This is a genomic window from Pseudomonas sp. RL, assembly GCF_000647775.1.
In the GTDB taxonomy this organism is placed as follows: Bacteria; Pseudomonadota; Gammaproteobacteria; order Pseudomonadales; family Pseudomonadaceae; genus Serpens; species Serpens flexibilis.
Window position 1 is genome coordinate 1 of the sequence record NZ_JBOY01000105.1, and the last position, 19728, is coordinate 19728.

Sequence of the window (19728 nt, forward strand, 5' to 3'; positions counted from 1 at the left end):
GTTCTTCACGTAGACCTTCCAGCTGCACGAGCCGGTGCAGTTCACCCCGTGGGTGGAGCGCACGATCTTGTCGTACTGCCAGCGCTGGCGATAACCATCTTCCCATTCGCGGTTTTCGTCACGGGTTTCGCCATGGCCGTCGGCGAACTCCGGCGGGCGCTTGGTGAGGTACTTCAGGCGGTCAATGAAATGACTCATGTTTTTTCCTCCTGAACGGGGCTCAGGCAGACCCCGCTGGGTGCTGAAGCGTCAGCAGGGCACCTCCGCAGAGCGGCGGGTGTAGTAGAACCAGGTCAGAGCGATGCACAGGCCGTAGAAAAGGATGAAGCCGTACAGTGCCGCCGCCGCGCTGCCGGTTAGAGCCAGCGATGTGCCGTAGGCCTTGGGGATGAAGAACGCGCCGTAGGCGGCCACCGCCGAGATGAAGCCGACCGCGGCGGCGGACTCCTTCTCCGCCTGGCGTTGCTGCTCGGCGGGCGGTAGCTGGGGGGTCAGGCGGGGCGTCTGGTGTCGAAAGATCGCCGGGATCATCTGGGTGGTACTGGCGTTGCCCACGCCGGAGAAGAAGAACAGCAGCAGGAACATGGCGAAGAAACCGGCGAAGCTGCGCGCCTCGAGGAAGAACAGCACGCCCAGCACGCACGCGGCCATGGCCACGTATACCCAGAAACTTACCCGCGCGCCACCGAAGCGATCGGCCAGTCCGCCGGACAGTGCGCGGCTCAGGGCTCCGACCAGCGGACCGAGGAAGGCGAACTTCAGCACATCAACCCCGGGGAACAGGTTGCCGGCCAGCAGTGGGAAGGCGGCGGAAAAGCCGATGAAGCTGCCGAAGGTGCCGGTGTACAGCACGCTCATCAGCCAGGTGTGCTTGCGCTTGAAGATCACCAGTTGGTCGGCGAACGAGGACTTGGCACTGGCGATGTCGTTCATGCCGAACCAGGCCGCCAGGGTGGCCAGGAGTATGAAGGGTACCCAGATGAATCCGGCGTTCTGCAGCCACAGCGGCTGGCCGCTTTCCGTCAACGCCGGCTCGCCGCCCAGGGCGCCGAATACACCCATGGTGATGACGACCGGCACCAGGAATTGCATGACGCTGACGCCCAGGTTGCCAAGGCCGGCATTCAGACCCATGGCCTTGCCCTTGGAGGCCTTGGGGTAGAAGAAGGAGATGTTGGCCATGCTGGAGGAGAAATTGCCGCCGCCCAGGCCGCAGAGCAGGGCGAGGATCAGCATCACCAGGTATGGGGTGTCCGGGTTCTGCACGGCGACGCCGATCCACAGCGCCGGCAGCAACAGCGAAGCGGTCGACAGCGCGGTCCAGCGTCTGCCTCCGAAAATCGGCACCATGAAGCTGTAGAAGATGCGCAGTGTCGCGCCGGACAGGCCGGGCAGGGCGGCCAGCCAGAACAGCTGGTTAGGGGTGTAGTCGAAGCCCACCTGGGGCAGCCGGGCGACCACCACCGACCAGACCATCCAGATGGCGAAGCCCAGCAGCAGGTTAGGAATCGAGATCCACAGGTTGCGCCGGGCAATGCGCTCGCCGGTTTCGCTCCAGAAAGTGGGGTCCTCCGGGCGCCAGTCCCGCAGCACCAGGCTGCCGGGGGTGGACAGTTCCGGCAGGTCGCTGATTTCGCGCTGCGCCGGCCACTCGACCCGCTCGGCCATGCGGATCGCGTAATGCATCCAGGCCAAAGCGCCGGCGGCGATCAGGAACAGCAGCATGAAGGTGCTCTGCCAGATGCCGACCACATCGTTGAGCATGCCGAAGGTCAGCGGCAGGAAGAAGCCGCCCAGGCCGCCGACCATGCCCACCACGCCGCCGACGATGCCGACGTGACGGGGGTAGTAGGCGGGGATGTGTTTGAACACCGCAGCCTTGCCCAGCGACATGAAGAAGCCCAGCACCATGGTCAGCAGCGCGAAGCCGACGACATTGAGGGTCAGGGAAAAACTGATCTCGCCTTCGACACCGGTGACGGTGTAGTGGGTCGGCGGGTAGCTGAGCAGGAAGGTACAGAGCACCGAGGCGGTCAACGTCCAGTACATCACCCGGCGCGCGCCGTAGCGGTCCGACAGCCAGCCGCCCAGGATGCGAAATACCGAGGCCGGCACTGTATAGAGCGCAGCCACCATGCCGGCTGCGGCCAGGCTCAGCCCGTAGACCTCCATCAGGTAGTGGGGCAGCCAGAGTGCCAGGGCGATGAAAGCGCCGAACACGAAGAAGTAATAGAGGGAAAAGCGCCACACGCGCATTTCGGCGAGCGGCGCCAGTTGCTGTGCCAGGGGCATCGCCTCGGCGCGGCGCTGGCTGCTCTGCGGATCGGGGCGGGCCAGCAGGATAAAGCCCAGTCCCGTGGCTGCCAGCACGCTGGCATAGACCAGGGCGGTGCCTTGCCAGCCGAGTGCCAGCAGCAGGAAGGGCGCGACGAAGTTGGTCAAGCCAGCGCCCACGTTGCCGGCACCGAAGATGCCCAGCGCCGTGCCCTGGCGTTCAGGTTCGAACCAGGCCGAGGTATAGGCCACGCCGACGCTGAAACCACCGCCGGCCAGGCCGATGCCCAGCGCGCCGATCAACAGCATTGGGTAGCTGCTGGCGAAGGTCAGCAGATAGATGCACAGCGCGGAAACCAGCATCAGCAGGCCGAAGACCCAGCGACCACCGTAACGGTCGGTCAGCCAGCCCAGTAGGGGGCGGGTCAGCGAGCCCGAGAGCACCGGTGTGGCCATCAGCAGGCCAAGCTGGGTGTCGCTAAGGGTGAATTCGTTCTTGATCTGCAGGCCCAGAATGGAAAAGACCGTCCAGACTGCGAAACAGAGCGTGAAGGCGAAAGTGGACAGGGTCAGCGCGCGGTATTGAGCCCGGCGCGAGACCGGCATAGGCATCGGCATGGTGCTTGCTCCCGTCCCGTTGCATCGGGCGCTGCGCCCGAAGGTCTTGCCTGCGCAGGCGCCACACAGCCAAGGCTGCGCCAAAGTGCTTTTGAGCGTAGACAGCGAAGCCATGGCGGGCAAACCGGGTCTCGCCGCCCGTCCGCTGGCAGCTGCGTTTGCCGAACTGCTTGGCTGGAGAGCGGTTCCATACCTGTGAAGGAAAAGGGAAGTTGAGCAATGGGGTGGTGTATGAGCCTTGAAAAAAAACCTGCGCCGGATGATCAGGTCAGTCGCTATCTGCACGGCCTGGATTTTCCCGCTGATCGCGATCGGTTGATTCGCAAGGCCAGGGAGAACGGTGCCAGCGAGGCGGTGCTGCGCATGCTGGAGGCCCTGCCGGCGCAGGATTTCGGCAGCATGGCGGAGATCCTTAAGCGTTACGAGCGGCGTTGAGCGGTTGCGAGATGACCAGTTATGTCGTGCATTTCACCGGCCCGATCAATTCTTCCACTACCGGACAGTTGATCGATAAATGCACCAAGGCGGTGCAGCAGGAAGCCAGCGAGCTGGTGATCAAGATCGCGACGATGGGCGGGGAGTGCAGCTACGGCTTTTCGCTGTTCAATTTCCTGATGTCGCTGCCTGTTCCGGTGCATACCCACAACCTGGGTACTGTGGAATCCATGGGCAACATCATCTTCCTTGCCGGGGAGCGGCGCACGGCGAGTCGGTTCAGCAAGTTCCTGTTTCACCCTTTCCACTGGACGCTGCATGGCGCGATCGACCATGCGCGCATGACGGAATACGCGATGAGCATGGATCACGACCGCTTCCTGTATGAGCAGATTGTCCTGGAGCGCACCCGGGGAGCGGCCGAGCCCCTGGACGTTGCCACCTACCTCACCGCGGCGCCGCGCATCATCAGTCCGGACGAGGCGCTGGCCTGCGGCTTGATCCAGGCCATCGACGAGCTGCACATGCCCCATGGCTCGATGAACACGAGCGTGCACGCCTGAGCTCCACGCCTCGGTATACAAGCCTGTCTTTCGCCGGCTAGAATCGCCGCCCTGCGATTTTTGACAGGTCGGGAAGCGCTGTCGTGCTGCGTTTGAGCGCTCCTGCCGCCCCTTTCTGCCGATCCGTTCCATGGGGTGACTTCCACCCGGGGTGCATCTAGAATGCATGCCCTTGATCAAGCCGGAACGGCCGGCACCACGTCTGTGCAACGAGGAATATCCATGCAAGTTTCTGTAGAAGCCACCTCCGCTCTTGAGCGCCGGATGACTGTCGGCGTGCCGGCCGCACGCATCGAGTCCGCAGTCGACAAGAGCCTGCAGCAGACCGCCCGTCGCGCCAAGGTCCCCGGCTTCCGCCCGGGCAAGGTGCCGATGAGCGTCATTCGTCAGCGTTACGAAGGTGCTGCCCGTCAGGAGGCCCTGGGTGATCTGATCCAGGAAACCTTCTACGAAGCCGTGGTCGAGCAGAAACTGAACCCGGCCGGCGCCCCGTCCATCGAGCCGAAGGTGTTCGAAAAGGGCAAGGATCTGGAATACGTTGCCACGTTCGAAGTGTTCCCGGAAATCAAACTGGCTGGCTTCGAAGGCATTGCCGTGGAGCGTCCGCAGGCTGAAGTCGGCGATGCTGATGTCGACACCATGCTGGACGTGCTGCGCAAGCAGAACACCCGTTTCGAAGCTGTCGAACGCGCTGCCGAGAACGGCGACCAGATCACCATCGACTTCGTGGGCAAGATCGACGGCGAGGCCTTTGCTGGCGGTTCCGCCAAGGGTGTGCCGCTGGTTCTCGGTTCGGGTCGCATGATCCCGGGCTTCGAAGACGCCCTGGTTGGCGTCAAGGCCGGTGAAGAGCGCGTTATCAACCCGACCTTCCCCGAGGACTACCAGAACCTGGATCTGGCCGGCAAGACTGCCGAATTCACTGTCAACGTGACTGCCGTCGCGGCCCCGGCACTGCCGGAACTGAACGACGCCTTCTTCGCCCTGTTCGGTGTGAAGGAAGGCGGTCTGGAAGGCTTCCGCGCCGAAGTCCGCAAGAATATGGAGCGCGAGCTGCGCCAGGCCATCAAGACCAAGGTGAAGAACCAGGTCATGGAAGGTCTGCTGGAAACCAACCCGGTTGAAGTGCCCAAGGCACTGGTCGCCGACGAAGTGAACCGTCTGCGTGTGCAGGCCGTCCAGCAGTTCGGTGGCAACATCAAGCCGGAAAACCTGCCCGCCGAGCTTTTCGAGGAGCAGGCCAAGCGTCGCGTGGTGCTGGGTCTGATCATCGCCGAGGTGGTCAAGCAGAACGAGCTGAAGCCCGACGAAACCCGCGTCCGTGCGCTGATCGAGGAAATGGCTTCGGCCTACCAGGAGCCCGAGCAGGTGGTGGCCTGGTACCTGAAGAACGAGAAGCAGCTGAACGAAGTGCGTTCGGTTGTACTGGAAGAACAAGTTGTAGATACTGTCCTCGGTAAGGCCAAGGTAACCGACAAGTCGGTCTCCTACGAAGAAGCTGTCAAGCCGGCGGAAGCTCCGCAAGCCGCCTGATTCTTCCCCCCGCTCGAGCACCGCATAAGCCAGCCTAGCGCTGGCTTATGTGTCTTTAGGACCGTTCAATAGGGAGCGATCGCTGGAAATGTCCCGCAATTCCTTTATGCAAATGCCTGAAATCCAGGCCGCCGGTGGCCTGGTGCCGATGGTGATCGAGCAGTCCGCTCGTGGCGAGCGCGCCTACGACATCTATTCCCGCCTGCTCAAGGAGCGGGTGATCTTCCTGGTCGGCCAGGTCGAGGACTACATGGCCAACCTGGTGGTTGCCCAGCTGCTGTTCCTGGAAGCCGAGAACCCCGACAAGGATATCCACCTGTACATCAACTCGCCGGGCGGTTCGGTGACCGCCGGCATGTCGATCTACGACACCATGCAGTTCATCAAGCCGGACGTCACCACCTACTGCATCGGCCAGGCCTGCAGCATGGGTGCGCTGCTGCTGGCTGGCGGCGCCGCCGGCAAGCGTTACTGCCTGCCGCATTCGCGCATGATGATTCACCAGCCCCTGGGCGGTTTCCAGGGCCAGGCGTCTGACATCGAGATCCATGCCCGGGAAATCCTGACCATCCGCGAGCGTCTGAACAAGATCCTGGCTCACCACTGCAACCAGCCGATCGATGTGATCGCCCGCGATACCGACCGGGACAACTTCATGAGCGGCGAAGAAGCGGTCAAATACGGACTGATCGACCAGGTGCTCGAGCGTCGACTGGCGCTGTAATTCTGTGTGCGGCGGTCGGATATCCGGTCGCCGCAGGGTTGAAAATGCCCCTGATTGCCCTCATCTTGTGTTTCACGCCTACCGTATTGGATTGACCGAATGACTGATACCCGCAATGGCGAGGACAACGGCAAGCTGCTTTATTGCTCCTTCTGCGGCAAGAGCCAGCACGAAGTGCGCAAGCTGATCGCCGGACCCTCTGTCTTTATCTGCGACGAGTGCGTAGATCTGTGCAACGACATCATCCGCGAGGAGGTGCAGGAAGCACAGGCCGAGAGCAATGCGCACAAATTGCCGACGCCCAAGGAGATCAGTGCGATCCTCGATCAGTATGTGATCGGTCAGGAGCGTGCCAAGAAGATTCTGGCCGTCGCTGTCTACAACCACTACAAGCGCCTCAACCAGCGGGACAAGAAGGATGATGTCGAGCTCGGCAAGAGCAACATCCTGCTGATCGGCCCGACCGGTTCGGGCAAGACACTGCTGGCCGAAACCCTGGCGCGCCTGCTGAATGTGCCGTTCACCATCGCCGATGCCACCACGCTGACCGAAGCCGGTTACGTGGGCGAGGACGTGGAGAACATCATCCAGAAGCTGTTGCAGAAGTGCGACTACGACGTGGAAAAGGCCCAGATGGGCATCGTCTACATCGACGAGATCGACAAGATCTCACGTAAGTCGGACAACCCGTCGATCACCCGTGATGTCTCGGGTGAGGGCGTGCAGCAGGCGCTACTCAAGCTGATCGAGGGCACGGTTGCCTCCGTTCCGCCGCAAGGTGGTCGCAAGCATCCGCAGCAGGAATTCCTGCAGGTGGACACTCGCAACATCCTGTTCATCTGCGGTGGCGCCTTCGCCGGGCTGGAGAAGGTCATCCAGGGTCGCTCCACCAAGGGTGGCATCGGCTTCACGGCCGAAGTGCGCAGCAAGGATGCCGGCAAGTCGGTCGGTGATTCGCTGCGCGAGGTCACGCCGGACGATCTGGTCAAGTTCGGGCTGATTCCCGAGTTCGTCGGTCGCCTGCCGGTAATCGCCACCCTCGAAGAGCTGGACGAAGCGGCGCTGATCGAAATCCTCGCCGAGCCGAAGAATGCGCTGACCAAGCAGTACGCCAAGCTGTTCGAGATGGAAGGTGTCGACCTGGAGTTCCGTCCCGATGCGTTGCGCGCCGTGGCGCGCCGCGCGCTCGAGCGCAAGACTGGCGCGCGCGGCCTGCGCTCCATCCTCGAAGGCATCCTGCTGGATACCATGTACGAGATCCCCTCGCAGGGCGACGTCAGCAAGGTGGTGATCGATGAAAACGTCATCGAAGGCACCTCCAAGCCGCTGCTCATCTACGAGAACAGCGAGCCTACCGCCAAGGCAGCGCCGGACGCGTGAGAAAAAGGGGCCTGCGGGCCCCTTCTTCATTAAGGTCCCTTGCTTGTGTTTTTTCAGGTTCGCCCTCATCTTGGCGGCAAGGGCAACCCACCGATCACGGCCACCGGCCGTCGCAGAGTCCAGTTATGAAGAAAACCATCGAATTGCCACTCCTGCCGTTGCGTGATGTCGTGGTCTATCCACACATGGTGATCCCGCTGTTCGTCGGGCGCGAGAAGTCCATTGCGGCGCTGGAGGAGGCCATGAAGGGCGATAAGCAGATCCTGCTCATGGCCCAGAAGAATCCCGGCGACGACGATCCCGACCAGGAGGCGCTGTACCAGGTCGGCACCGCCGCTACCATCCTGCAGCTGCTCAAGCTTCCCGATGGCACCGTGAAGGTGCTGGTCGAAGGTGAACGTCGCGGACGTGTCGAGCGTTTCATTGCCCACGACGACCACAGCCGTGTCGAGGTTTCGTTGCTCGAAGAGCAAGCCACCTCTGAACGCGAAGCCGAGGTTTTCTGCCGCACCCTTCTGAACCAGTTCGAGCAGTATGTGCAGTTGGGCAAGAAGGTGCCGGCGGAAGTACTGGCCTCGCTGAACAGCATCGATGAGCCAAGCCGCCTGGTCGACACCATGGCAGCACATATGGCGCTGAACCTGCAGCAGAAGCAGGAAATCCTCGAAATCACAGAGCTACCGGCGCGTGTCGAATACGTACTGGGCCTGCTGGATTCGGAAATCGATCTGCTGCAGGTCGAGAAGCGTATCCGTGGCCGGGTCAAGAAACAGATGGAGCGCAGCCAGCGCGAGTACTACCTGAATGAGCAGATGAAGGCCATTCAGAAGGAACTGGGCGACATCGACGAGGGGCACAACGAAATCGATGAGCTGAAGAAGCGTATCGAGAGTGCCGGCCTGCCCAAGGACGCGCACAGCAAGGCGCTGGCCGAGCTGAACAAGCTCAAGCAGATGTCGCCGATGTCCGCCGAGGCCACCGTGGTGCGCTCCTATCTCGACTGGCTGCTGAACGTGCCGTGGAAGGCGGAAACCAAGGTCCGCCTTGATCTGTCGCGCGCCGAAGAAATCCTCGACGCGGATCATTACGGCCTGGAAGAAGTAAAGGAGCGCATCCTCGAGTACCTTGCCGTGCAGAAGCGCGTAAAGAAGCTCAAGGGTCCGGTGCTCTGCTTGGTCGGCCCGCCCGGTGTCGGCAAGACGTCGCTGGCCGAGTCCATTGCGCGTTCCACCAACCGCAAGTTCGTGCGCATGGCGCTGGGTGGCGTTCGCGACGAGGCCGAGATTCGTGGCCACCGCCGTACCTACATCGGTTCCATGCCGGGGCGCCTGATTCAGAAGATGACCAAGGGCGGCGTGCGCAACCCGCTGTTCCTGCTGGATGAGATCGACAAGCTCGGCAGTGACATGCGAGGCGATCCGGCCTCGGCTTTGCTGGAAGTGCTGGATCCCGAGCAGAACCACCATTTCAATGACCACTACCTGGAAGTCGACTACGACCTTTCGGATGTGATGTTCGTATGCACCTCGAACTCCATGAACATTCCGGCGCCGTTGCTGGATCGTATGGAAGTCATTCGCCTGCCGGGTTACACCGAGGACGAGAAGGTCAACATCACTACCAAATACCTGCTGCCCAAGCAGATTCGCGCCAATGGCCTCAAGCCGAGCGAGCTGACGGTCAGCGAGGAAACGATCCGCGACGTCATTCGCTACTACACCCGGGAAGCAGGTGTGCGCGGTCTTGAACGCCAGATCGCCAAGGTCTGTCGCAAGGTGGTGAAAGAGAACATCAAGGAAAAGCGCTTCCAGGTGGAGGTGACGCCGGAGTCGCTCGAGCATTATCTGGGTGTGCGCAAGTACCGGTATGGGCTGGCCGAGCAGGAAGACCAGGTGGGGCAGGTCACCGGACTCGCCTGGACACAGGTGGGCGGCGAGCTGCTGACCATCGAAACCGCAGTGGTGCCAGGGAAGGGCCAACTGATCAAGACCGGTTCGCTGGGCGATGTGATGGCCGAGTCCATGACCGCCGCCCTGACCGTGGTGCGCAGCCGTGCCAAGAGCCTGGGTATCCCTCTGGATTTTCATGAGAAGCGCGACGTGCACATCCACATGCCCGAGGGAGCAACCCCGAAGGATGGTCCCAGTGCTGGCATCGGTCTGTGCACGGCCCTGGTGTCGGCGCTGACCCAGATCCCGGTGCGCGCCGATGTGGCCATGACGGGCGAAATCACCTTGCGCGGCCAGGTCCTGGCAATTGGCGGGCTGAAGGAGAAACTCCTCGCGGCTCGCCGCGGCGGCATCAAGACGGTGATCATTCCCGAGGAAAACCTGCGGGATTTGAAGGAGATTCCTGAAAACATCAAACAGGATCTGCAAATCAAGCCCGTCAAATGGATTGACGAGGTCCTGCAAATTGCGCTGCAATACGCCCCGGAGCCCTTGCCTGATGCGGCTCCGGACATGGTAGCCAAGGATGAAACCCGCGAGACTGATTCCAAGGAGAGAATCAGCACGCATTAGCCGAAAGGCCTCCCTCGACACGATTTTCGGCGCTGGTTAATTGTCGCTGCGTGTACAGGTTGTTCTGCGAAATCAAGTTAACTGTAAAAAATAACTTCATTAAAGTTAGATAAGGGGACTTAGAGTGAACAAGTCGGAACTGATCGATGCCATCGCCGCATCTGCTGATATCCCGAAAGCCGTTGCTGGTCGTGCGCTGGACGCTGTGATCGAATCCGTCACTGGTGCTCTGAAGGCAGGTGATTCCGTGGTCCTGGTGGGCTTCGGTACCTTCGCTGTCAAGGAACGCGCGGCACGTACCGGTCGCAACCCGCAGACCGGCAAGCCGATCAAGATCGAAGCTGCCAAGATCCCGAGCTTCAAGCCGGGCAAGGCACTGAAAGACGCCGTAAACTAAGCGTCTTTCGAATTGCCAGGCCGCACCGGCCTGGCAGCGGGGTACTCTGGCGGCCTGGGCTTGTCAGATGGGGGATCCGAACTAGAGTCCTCCCACTCCGTGGTTATCGCGAAGGCGCATCCCTCCGGTGCGCCTTTGTACTTTCCGGGCTTCACTCGCGCAGCCTGGCCGTAGAACGGTCGTTACTGGGGGATGCATGCTGCAAAATATCAGGGACAATTCACAGGGGTGGATTGCCAAGACCATCATCGGTCTCATCATCGTATTGCTGGCACTGACCGGCTTCGAAGCCATTTTCAACAGTGCCGGAAACCAGCAGACTGCCGCCGAGGTGAACGGGGAGGAGATCAGTCTTTCCGAACTCAACCAGGCTGTCGAAATGCAGCGTCGCCAGCTGCTTCAGCAGTTTGGTCGAGATTTCGATACCTCACTGATCGATGAGCAGCTGCTGCGCAATGCGGCACTCAGCGATCTGATCGACCGTCGTTTGCTGGTGCAGGCTGCCCAGGAATCCGATTTCGCTCTTTCCCAGGCAGCGCTCGATCAGGTCATTCTGCAGACCCCGGAATTCCAGGAGAACGGCCGCTTCAGTCCAGCGCGCTTCGACCAGGTCATCCGCCAGATGGGCTACGGCCGTCTGCAGTTCCGGCAGATGCTTGAAGAAGAGATGCTTATTGGCCAGTTGCAGGCGGCGGTTGCTGGCAGTGGTTTCGTGACCGAGCAAGAAGTGCGCGACTTCGTGCGACTGGACAAGCAGACCCGTGATTTCGCGCTGTATCGCATCAAGGCCGATACCAATGAGGTTGACGTCACCGACGAGCAGGTGGCCGCCTATTACGAACAGAATGCTCAGCGATTCATGACTCCCGAGCAGGTGGTCATCGAGTACGTCGAGCTCAAGAAGGACAGCTTCTTCGACCAGGTGAGCACCAGCGAGGAAGAGCTGCGTTCCCGTTACCAGGCAGAGATCGCCAACCTGGCTGAACAGCGTCGCGCCGCGCACATCCTGATTGAAGCGGGTGATGCGCGTAGCAGCGACGAGGCACGCAAGCAGATCGAAGCGCTGCGCCAGCGCCTCGATCAGGGTGAGGATTTCGCCGTCCTGGCCCGTGAGGCGTCGGAAGATACCGGCTCGGCGGCTGATGGCGGAGATCTCGGCTTCGCCGGCCCGGGTGTCTACGACCCGGAGTTCGAATCGGTGCTGTTCGCACTGAAAAAAGGCGAAGTATCTGCGCCGGTGCGGACCGAGTTTGGCTGGCACCTGATCAAGTTGCTCGATTCCCAGGCCGCCGACGTGCCCAGCTTCGCCGCCCTCAAGGACAAGCTTGAGCGTGACCTGAAGGCCGAGAAGGTCGAGCAGCGTTTCGTCGAGGCGGTACGTGAGCTGGAGAACCTGGCCTTCGAAGCGGCTGATTTGCAGCAGCCTGCGCAGGAGCTGGGTCTGCAGGTGCAGACCAGCGAGCCTTTCGGGCGCGAGGGCGGCGGCTCTGGCATCACAGCCAACCGGCAAGTGATCCAGCAGGCTTTCAGCCCGGATCTTCTGGAAAGCGGCGCCAACAGCCAGGCGCTGGAATTGGACGCCGAGACCATCATGGTGATGCGCGTAAAAGAGCATCGTCAGCCCCAGCGTATGAACCTGGAACAAGTCGCGGGCAGTGTGCGGGCAACCCTGCAGCGCGAATCCGCAGCTGAAGCTGCCAAGAGCCAGGGCGAAGCGCTGCTTGCCAATCTGCGCGAAGGCCAGACCCCGTCCACCCAAGAGAGCAGCTGGCAGGTTTTCGAGGCGGCCACCCGCTCTCTGGAAGGGGTTGAACCTCAAGTACTGCAGACTCTGTTCCGCATGCCCAAACCTGAGCAAGCCCAGAAGCCGCAGTTCGCCGGTATCGCGCTCGGCAATGGTGACTACGTTCTGCTGCGTCTGACCGGAGTCAGTGAGCCGACGGAAGTGCTGGACGACAACGAGGCACGGATGTATCAGCGCTTCCTGGCGTCGCGTGCCGGTCAGGACGATTTCGCAGCCTACCGTGCGCGCTTGCAGCGTGAGGCGGATATCGAGCGCTTCTGATTCGTGCGGAACCGAAAGGGCCCTGCTGCAACTGCAGCAGGGCCCTTTTTCATGCTGTGCCGTTAAAGCGCTGCGTTGTTACTCGGGAATCTGCCAGGGACCCAGCACGATCCCCTCGTCAGCCAGTTGCCTGCGAGCCTCGGCCAACACATTTCCCAAGTGCTCCGTGTCGGCATAGTCCAGGCGTGACATCCGGGAACGCCCCACAACGCTAGCGGTGGTCTTGTCTATGACTGTCAGGCTCAGCTCGCCTGTGTAGTCGGTCGCCCAGGCAATGCACTGCAACGGCTGAAAAGCTCGGCAGGCGATCAAGAGTGCTTCGTTGGTGCGGAGCGCTGTCATGCGATTACTCTCCAAAAACGGAATCCGGGGAAGTAACAGTTCAATCATGTGTCTTACGACTTTTGGATAATTCCAATCCGCAAAAGGTCACGCTTACGTCGCGCTGCCGAATCTTTTTGGCGCCTACATGACAGGCCCTAATAAATAGACAGGCGGACAAGCCGGCCCGCCATTCCTTGCTACCGTTATGTCGCTACGCCAGCAGCGACGAACCACTGCCAAGGAACGGACATGCAGGATGCAACAAACGGGGTCCGGCGCCTGCTCATGGTTGACCCCTGTGATGCCTGTAGGCGCCTGCTGCCAACACTTCAGGCTGCGGGATGGGAAGTGAGCAGTGCAAGCCTGGAAGACGCCTCCGCACGCGACTTTCACGTAGGAATGGTCCGCCTGGATGGACAGAGCCTAGGCCGTCTGGAGCGCATTCGGGCCTTGCTGTTGCAGAACGCGGGGGAGTGGATCGCCGTGCTGAGCGCCGAACTTCTGCCGTTGCAACGGGTGCGTGATTTCATCTACGAGTGGTTCTTCGACTTCCACACCCTACCGCTCGACGAGGCACGCATCCGCATTGCGCTGGGGCGTGCGTATGGCATGTCACGGCTTCGGCAGAGGACCGACGAGCAGCGTGGCCTCTGGGATGACCTGTTGGGGGAAAGCCGGGCGATGTCGGAGATTCGAAGGCTGATTACCCGCTTTGCCCCGACTGACTCGCCCGTGATGATCCGCGGCGAGAGCGGCACCGGAAAGGAAGTGGTGGCGCGTGCCCTGCATAATCTTTCGCGCCGTGCAGGCCAGGCATTTGTGGCCATCAATTGCGGCGCCATTCCCGAGAACCTCATCCAGTCCGAGTTGTTCGGCCATGAGAAGGGGGCCTTTACCGGCGCCCATCAACGCAAGGTCGGGCGGATAGAGGCAGCGGACGGTGGCACGTTGCTGCTCGATGAAATCGGCGACCTGCCGCTGGAACTCCAGGCCAACCTGCTGCGGTTCCTTCAGGAAAAACACATTGAGCGCGTGGGTGGTAGTCGACCGATAGCGGTCAATGTGCGTGTGCTGTCGGCCACCCATATCGACCTTGAGCAGGCTATCCAGGAGGGTAGGTTCCGCGAGGATCTGTATTACCGCCTGAACGTATTGCAGATTCGCATGCCCCCTCTGCGCGAGAGGTTGACCGACTTGCCCCAGCTGGCTGCGCATTTTGCACGTCTTTACAGCAGCGAAACCGGTCGAAGGCCCCGAAGTTTCAGCGAAGCGGCCATTCAAGCCATGCTCGACCATCCCTGGGCAGGCAATATTCGTGAGCTGGCCAACCGGGTGCGGCGCGGGCTGGTCCTGGCGGAAGGGCGACAGATCGAGGCCGAAGACATGGGGTTGGCGGTATCGGTGGACCACCGAGGCTCGCTGCATACCTTGGAGTACTACCGGCTCCAGGCCGAACGACAAGCGCTGGGTGAGGCATTACGCCAACACACCAACAATCTGAGCGAAGCCGCACGGGCCCTCGGTATTTCCAGGCCAACCTTCTACCGTCTGCTCCACAAGCACGGCCTGCTCTGACGGCAGGCCCATGGCCAAGTCCAGAGTCAGAAGTAGTAGGGGAATTTCAAGCTGAACGTGAAATCCGGTGCATCTGGAGTCAGACCCATCGAGAGGTTGGGCACGATTGCGAGATTGTTGCTCGCCGCATAGGTCATGCCCAGGTTGAAATAGGCCGCGTTTGCGTCGCTGCCCACCACCGTGAACCAGTCCCCGCCATTCTGGCGAATGCGGCTGCTCCGACCGATCAGCTGCGAATAGGACATCGAGAGACTCATCTTTTCGTTGAGTGCGAATGCCAGGCCCATCCCGAACTGCCACCAGTTGCCCAGCCGCACCTTGCCACCCAGGCGGGTGCCCTGCTGCGCACTGATATCGCTGAACTCTTCCTCGAAGTTGTACGTGTAGGACAGGTTGCCGAACAGCACGGCCGGGTCGACGGTTTTCACCAGCGAGATGCCAGGGGTCAACGACCAGACTCCGTTTCCGGTGGGCAAGTCAGTCGGGACAGTGATGTTGTCGTTGTCAGCCACCCTGGTCATCTTGATGCCATACGGATCCCGGCCGCTGGGCGCCTTGGCCCGCAGACTGAGGATGGTGTCGGGCCGGCTCTCGTTCTGGTCCAGGATCTTGTACGAAATACCCACACTGATATCCCCGACCTCGGGGCCTGTACTGACTGTGCGGTCTGAAACCTGGGCGGTCGAATTGCCTGCGCCTGCGGACTCGTAGGTCACGTCTCGGAAGAGAAACGGGACGTTCACATCAAACTGCAGGCGATTATGCAGGTTGTAGCGGCCGGTCAGATCCAGTGTGAAGTTGTCAGCATTGATCTGATCGACATTGATGTTCCCAAGGAAGATCGAATCCAGGGCTAGGAAACCGTTGAGGATCAATTGGCGGGTATCGTAATGGCTGTAGGTAATGCCTGTTTCCAGGCTGTAGGTGCCTCCACCAAAGAAGCCGGAAGCCTCGTCATAGAGGGTTTCGACGCTGCGGATGGGCTCGGCGTCTTCCTTCAGGCTTGCCCCGTAGCCATCCGTCTGCAGGGACTGGACGGTCCGCGGCCCGGGTGCCTGTGCCAGCTGCGGCCCTGCGGTCTGCGCCGCCCTGGGGAGTTTCGGCGGTATGGGGATGCCATTGGCTGTCGTGGAGGGTTGCGCCGCGGGTGGCGTGGCCATGACCGGCGTCGGCATGCGCACGCCACTTGGAACCGGTGCAGCAGCTGCGCTTCCCATGGTGGCCGCCGCTGGTGCTACCGGGCTTGCGGGTGCAACCGCAGGCAAGGGCTGCGCTGGAGTTCCTGCGTTGAGGCCACGCGCTGCGGGCGAAGGAGCCGTCATCGGCGTGGGAGCGGGATTGGCTCTGGGAAGCGGTGCGGGAACAGGTTTGCTCCTGGCTTCCTGGATGACTTTCTCGGCCTCGGCGGCTTGTGCTTCTTCCCGGGCGGCACTGGCAGACAGCTCCTCGAGGGCCCGTTTGTAGCGATCATACTGATCGCGCAGGTCCTGAATTTCCTGCTCCAGGGTTTCGATTTCGGCTTGGGTGGAGGCAACTGCCAGCGGTGCGGACAGCGCACCCAGTGCGGTGATTCCAAGCAGATGCGGACGAAACGAACGAAGCATGCTGACATCCCTGTCTGACTGAAAGGTGAAGAACGCAAGCGTAGATCAATATCCCGTGGGCCTCAGGGCACGCAGTTGCTCCAGGTTGCAGTTCATCAGGTCCATGGTGCGGCTTCCCTGCTGCATCACCACGTCGAGCCTGGCGGTGTTGATGACGGTATTTTGCGAACTGACAATTCGGGTGTCCTGCAGCAGGCCACCACCCAGCTGCTGCAGACTGCTCCCTTGCCCATGGGTCGCTATCCCCAGCTGTAGCTTGCCCTGGGAGGTGCTGACCGAAGCGGTGCCGAGCGCGTTGGAGTGGCTGAAGCTGCCCTCAAGGGCTGTTCCAGGCGCCAGATCGGGCGCCTCTCCATTGCGCTGGATGCTGATCTGGATGCCGTTCGAGGCGGTGTTCAGGTCGCCAGCGGTTCGCACGCTCTGGCTGATGCCATCCACATTGGCCAAGCCCTGGCCACCGATGATCATCCCGGATCCGGCGGAAGGCGTGGATCCGGTACCGGATGAGACCGGAGTGACTGTCAGGACCGGCTGGGCACCTTGCTGTGCCTGCAGGGAGACGGAGGCTCCCAACTGCTGCCCGGACTGTTCCCAGGTGCTGGTCAGGGTGACACCGAAATGCACGATATGGCTGGGCAGGACATAACGCCCGCGCAGTTGGGCAAGCTCCGGGTCCGTCAGCTCCACAGGCTCGAACGGCGTGCCGGCTACGCCCAAAGAAGGCACCAGCAGACACGCAACGAGCAAACCACACACACATTTGTTCATCGGGATCCTCCAGACGTTCTGCTCACATCAGAAGAAATCGCTCTGGATGAAACCGAACTCCATGAGTTCGGCATCGCGCACGGGCTGGAAAGCATCAATGCGCTCCTTGGCGGTCAGAGGCTCGGGTGGGTCGAGCAGGGCATTGAGACGGTTGTAACCGGGCCCGATGACAGCAAACACAATTCCGTTCCAGCCCTGGACGAACTCTTCAAGGCTGTAGCGTTTGTGGCCGAGTACCGGGTCGCCTACGTAGACATGCTGTTCGTCACTACGCAGCAGCACGACAAAATGCTTGTAGCCACGGACTTCCTGGAGGACGACTGCCGGAACCCGCAGGTGCTGCAAGCCCGCAGGTGCTATGCGGTAGCCACGGGCCCTCAGGCCGATTGCCTCCACATAGCGTTTCATGTCGAGCATGGAGAAGCCCTGGGTCCGGACGATGTTCTGATCGGCGCCTGCCAGCATGCCTTCGATGACCATCTGTTCGTTGACATCGAAGTCGTAGGCTTCGCGCAGGACCGTCGCGAGTGATGCGGCCCCGCAACTGAAATCCGTCTGTTGTTGCACGATATGGCTGAAACGGCGCTCGCGGATGCTCTGGACCTCGAGAAAGGCCATGTTGCCTCCCGGGAGCACCGGGAAGGGCAGCCGGGCGGCCAGAACGTCGGTAGCCAGCAGCACGAGCGAGATGGCAAGAATACAGGCGAGCATTCGTTGGCGTTCCTGCACGTTCAAAGGAAAGGGCTCCGAGTGGAGCCCTTGTCAGGGTTACAGACCGGTAGGACTTCCATTCCCCGAGCAAGCGTTGCAGCCCGCAGCGATCGCCAGGGAGTTGCTCTGCTGGTTACCGGAACCGGCGGCGACGTTCAGGCCGACATTGCCGGAGGCGCCATTCAGCGAGCCGGTGACGGTGGCGGAGTTGTTGACGGCCTGCTGCAGGGATACCAGCGGCACGGTGCCGGTCAGCGTGCCGGCCAGGTCGATCTCGCCGCTTTCCTCGAACAGGAAGGCGCCGGTACCGTTGGGGCCGGCCTGAGCACCCTGGGTGTCGCTGTCCACGTCCACGTGTCCCAGCTGTACGGTGCCATTGGGATGTAGTGCGCCATCCCACACTTCGAGGTATACGTCCCCGACCTGATCGGAAATGCCCGAATAGGTGCCGGTTACGTTGCCATCGAGCGTGAGTGCGACAGTCGCCGACTCGGTCAGCACAGCCCGGTTGTTGGTGATGTTGCCGGTCGAGCTCTGGGTTGCCGTGCTACTTGCGGTGGCCACGAAACCACCAGCAGTCGCGGTTGCGAAGTCGTTCTTCTGCTGGTTGAACACGCCGCTGGCCACGTTGATGCCGATGTTGCCGGAGGCGTTGTTGCCGGAATCCAGGACGCTGGCGGAGTTGGTCACCGAGTAGTTGTCCACCACATTGGTGCCGGTCTGGTTCAGATTGACCGAGGCCGTGGCGGTTCCGAAGACAAAGAACTCATCTGCGGTCGACAGGGCGGCGGAGTTGGCCTGCTGGTTGTGATCGCCACCGGCGATGTTGACGCCTACGTTACCGGCCGCATCGTCCAGGGAGCTCTCCAGGCTGGCAGTGTTGACAGTCCCCTGGTTCAACACATAGTTGCCGGTGCTGGTTTGAGTGTCGCTAACCGTAGCCTGGGCCGAAGAGCCCGGGGTAGTGGGAGGCGGAACCTCCTGAGCGGTGGCCGAAAAAGCGAGGCCGGCGGCAACGGCGAATGCCAGGGGTTTCAGTGTCCACATAACTTTCATGGGTTTCTCCTTGCGGGTACGTAGTCATTTCGCGGTTGCGAAGAGGGTCAGTCCACTACTGTCATGCTGAGGCTGTTCACCGACTGGTTGCCGACCCCAGCACTCTGGTTCAGCTGAACCACACCCCGACTTCCGGCGAAGGCCTTATCGTCCGTGACGACGATACGGTTGCCCTTGGGTTGGTCAGTCGCCCCGGAGGGTTGCGCAGGTGCCACGAGCTGCTGTGCGAGCACGCTGTCATCCAGATCCTGCCGCTGCCGTGCCAGGCTGAGGCGGAAGGAATTGATTTGCTGATTGCCGGAACCCGAAGCCTGGTTCACACCGATCAGCCCGTTATTGCGGCTGAAGGAATCGCCCAGCAGGTTCGCTTGCGCGTCCTGGCTCAGGTCGAGGCTCTGCAATTCCAGCTCCTGCTCCAGTTGCAGCCGGGCCGTAGCCAACTCCGCGCTGATCGCGATTGCCCGTGCGTTGATTTGCTGATTCAGATCTCCGGCGCCGACATTGACCGAAACGAGTCCCTGGCTGTCGATGCCGGTGTCGTCAATCACGCTGTGCGACGGGTTGGGCTCGACAGCCAGGGCCCGAAGGGCCAGGAGAAGAGCGATCAGCATGAGCCAGCGATTCATCTCAGCGGCCTCCGGTCAGGTTCTGGAGCGGTGCCAGGCCTCTCTGGACACTTCTGTTGACCTGGCTGGAAATGCTGTTGCCACCCGATGAGCCGGCTCGGCCGGCGGACATTCCGGGAAGTCGCGTATTCGTGGAGGGGATACCATCAAGGCCAGGCAGATCGCCGTCAGCCAGGCTGGCGTGGCCTAGGCGCTGGCCACTGGTGATGTGGGCGAAATCGCCATCGCTGAGCTCCAGTCCGCTCAGTTGGTTGTTCACCTGGGAGGAAACATTGGGGTTAACCGCGATGGGATGGGGATCGGGCACCATGGTTTGCCGAAAAGCCACACGGGGCTGGAGCTCGCGCTGGATGACGATGGTGCCATCTCCCGCCGCGAACGCTTCGCCAGCGATAATCGCCACTCCCAATCCAAGTACGAATTGCTTCAGCACCAGAAACTCCTTACGCCTTGGCGATACATGCCAGATCCCTTGTGCATCCATTTCTTCTGGCTCAGGCAGGAGTCGTGCCGCTTCCTGAAAGGTGTTTAAAAACAATAGGTTGCGGAAGTT

Annotated in this window: 18 protein-coding genes; 9 read left to right on the top strand and 9 right to left on the bottom strand. The window is 61.3% G+C overall.

Annotated features, from left to right (window positions below; all coding sequences use genetic code 11):
• Both AS93_RS0115040 and AS93_RS0115045 read right to left on the bottom strand, forming a co-directional pair.
• A partial coding sequence (locus AS93_RS0115040) for a hypothetical protein (protein WP_027591405.1) occupies nucleotides 1–198 on the bottom strand: 198 nt, incomplete at its 3' end.
• Between the two features lie 51 nt (nucleotides 199–249).
• Entirely contained in the window at nucleotides 250–3006 is a 2757-nt protein-coding gene (locus tag AS93_RS0115045; RefSeq protein ID WP_343203271.1) for an MFS transporter, read from the bottom strand.
• A 117-nt stretch (nucleotides 3007–3123) separates the two neighbouring features.
• On the opposite strand from AS93_RS0115045, the gene AS93_RS19505 reads away from it, so the two are divergent.
• The 8 genes from AS93_RS19505 to AS93_RS0115085 all read left to right on the top strand — a co-directional run bounded on the left by AS93_RS19505 (nucleotide 3124) and on the right by AS93_RS0115085 (nucleotide 12511).
• A complete protein-coding gene (locus AS93_RS19505; protein WP_037009518.1) occupies nucleotides 3124–3327 on the top strand; it encodes a DUF2795 domain-containing protein in 204 nt (67 codons plus the stop codon).
• A gap of 11 nt (nucleotides 3328–3338) precedes the next feature.
• Entirely contained in the window at nucleotides 3339–3890 is a 552-nt protein-coding gene (locus tag AS93_RS0115055) for an ATP-dependent Clp protease proteolytic subunit (protein ID WP_027591379.1), read from the top strand.
• A gap of 222 nt (nucleotides 3891–4112) precedes the next feature.
• On the top strand, nucleotides 4113–5423 hold the full coding sequence (gene tig, locus AS93_RS0115060) for a trigger factor (protein WP_027591380.1): 1311 nt from the start codon (nucleotides 4113–4115) through the stop codon (nucleotides 5421–5423).
• Nucleotides 5424–5511: 88 nt separating this feature from the next.
• Nucleotides 5512–6147, top strand: coding sequence for an ATP-dependent Clp endopeptidase proteolytic subunit ClpP (gene clpP, locus AS93_RS0115065; protein WP_027591381.1), 636 nt, complete (start codon nucleotides 5512–5514; stop codon nucleotides 6145–6147).
• Nucleotides 6148–6246: 99 nt separating this feature from the next.
• A complete protein-coding gene (gene clpX / locus AS93_RS0115070; protein WP_027591382.1) occupies nucleotides 6247–7527 on the top strand; it encodes an ATP-dependent Clp protease ATP-binding subunit ClpX in 1281 nt (426 codons plus the stop codon).
• Nucleotides 7528–7652: 125 nt separating this feature from the next.
• On the top strand, nucleotides 7653–10049 hold the full coding sequence (lon, locus tag AS93_RS0115075) for an endopeptidase La (protein WP_027591383.1): 2397 nt from the start codon (nucleotides 7653–7655) through the stop codon (nucleotides 10047–10049).
• A 124-nt stretch (nucleotides 10050–10173) separates the two neighbouring features.
• Nucleotides 10174–10446: an HU family DNA-binding protein gene (locus AS93_RS0115080; RefSeq protein WP_027591384.1), complete on the top strand. Its 273-nt coding sequence runs from the start codon at nucleotides 10174–10176 to the stop codon at nucleotides 10444–10446.
• 196 nt (nucleotides 10447–10642) lie between these two features.
• Nucleotides 10643–12511, top strand: coding sequence for a SurA N-terminal domain-containing protein (locus AS93_RS0115085; RefSeq protein WP_027591385.1), 1869 nt, complete (start codon nucleotides 10643–10645; stop codon nucleotides 12509–12511).
• Nucleotides 12512–12589: 78 nt separating this feature from the next.
• On the opposite strand, the gene AS93_RS0115090 is transcribed toward AS93_RS0115085, so the two are convergent.
• Entirely contained in the window at nucleotides 12590–12853 is a 264-nt protein-coding gene (locus AS93_RS0115090; RefSeq protein WP_027591386.1) for a hypothetical protein, read from the bottom strand.
• Nucleotides 12854–13084: 231 nt separating this feature from the next.
• Between AS93_RS0115090 and AS93_RS0115095 the strand changes: the two genes are divergently transcribed.
• Nucleotides 13085–14410 (top strand): sigma-54 dependent transcriptional regulator, encoded by a 1326-nt coding sequence (locus tag AS93_RS0115095; RefSeq protein ID WP_027591387.1) that lies wholly within the window; start codon nucleotides 13085–13087, stop codon nucleotides 14408–14410.
• 26 nt (nucleotides 14411–14436) lie between these two features.
• Here AS93_RS0115095 and AS93_RS19510 read toward each other — a convergent pair whose 3' ends face one another.
• The 6 genes from AS93_RS19510 to AS93_RS0115125 are packed head-to-tail and all read right to left on the bottom strand — an operon-like array spanning nucleotide 14437 to nucleotide 19608.
• On the bottom strand, nucleotides 14437–16014 hold the full coding sequence (locus AS93_RS19510) for a transporter (protein ID WP_324607135.1): 1578 nt from the start codon (nucleotides 16012–16014) through the stop codon (nucleotides 14437–14439).
• A gap of 45 nt (nucleotides 16015–16059) precedes the next feature.
• The gene (locus tag AS93_RS0115105) at nucleotides 16060–16782 is read right to left on the bottom strand and encodes a hypothetical protein (RefSeq protein WP_037009525.1); all 723 of its coding nucleotides are present in this window, start codon (nucleotides 16780–16782) and stop codon (nucleotides 16060–16062) included.
• 27 nt (nucleotides 16783–16809) lie between these two features.
• Entirely contained in the window at nucleotides 16810–17493 is a 684-nt protein-coding gene (locus AS93_RS0115110) for a C39 family peptidase (RefSeq protein WP_027591390.1), read from the bottom strand.
• Nucleotides 17494–17550: 57 nt separating this feature from the next.
• Nucleotides 17551–18549 carry a hypothetical protein gene (locus AS93_RS0115115; RefSeq protein ID WP_027591391.1) on the bottom strand — a complete coding sequence of 333 codons (999 nt, stop codon included), beginning with the start codon at nucleotides 18547–18549 and terminating at the stop codon, nucleotides 17551–17553.
• Between the two features lie 47 nt (nucleotides 18550–18596).
• Nucleotides 18597–19175 (bottom strand): hypothetical protein, encoded by a 579-nt coding sequence (locus AS93_RS0115120; protein ID WP_027591392.1) that lies wholly within the window; start codon nucleotides 19173–19175, stop codon nucleotides 18597–18599.
• A gap of 1 nt (nucleotide 19176) precedes the next feature.
• Entirely contained in the window at nucleotides 19177–19608 is a 432-nt protein-coding gene (locus AS93_RS0115125; protein ID WP_051587503.1) for a hypothetical protein, read from the bottom strand.
• Nucleotides 19609–19728 lie beyond the last annotated feature (120 nt).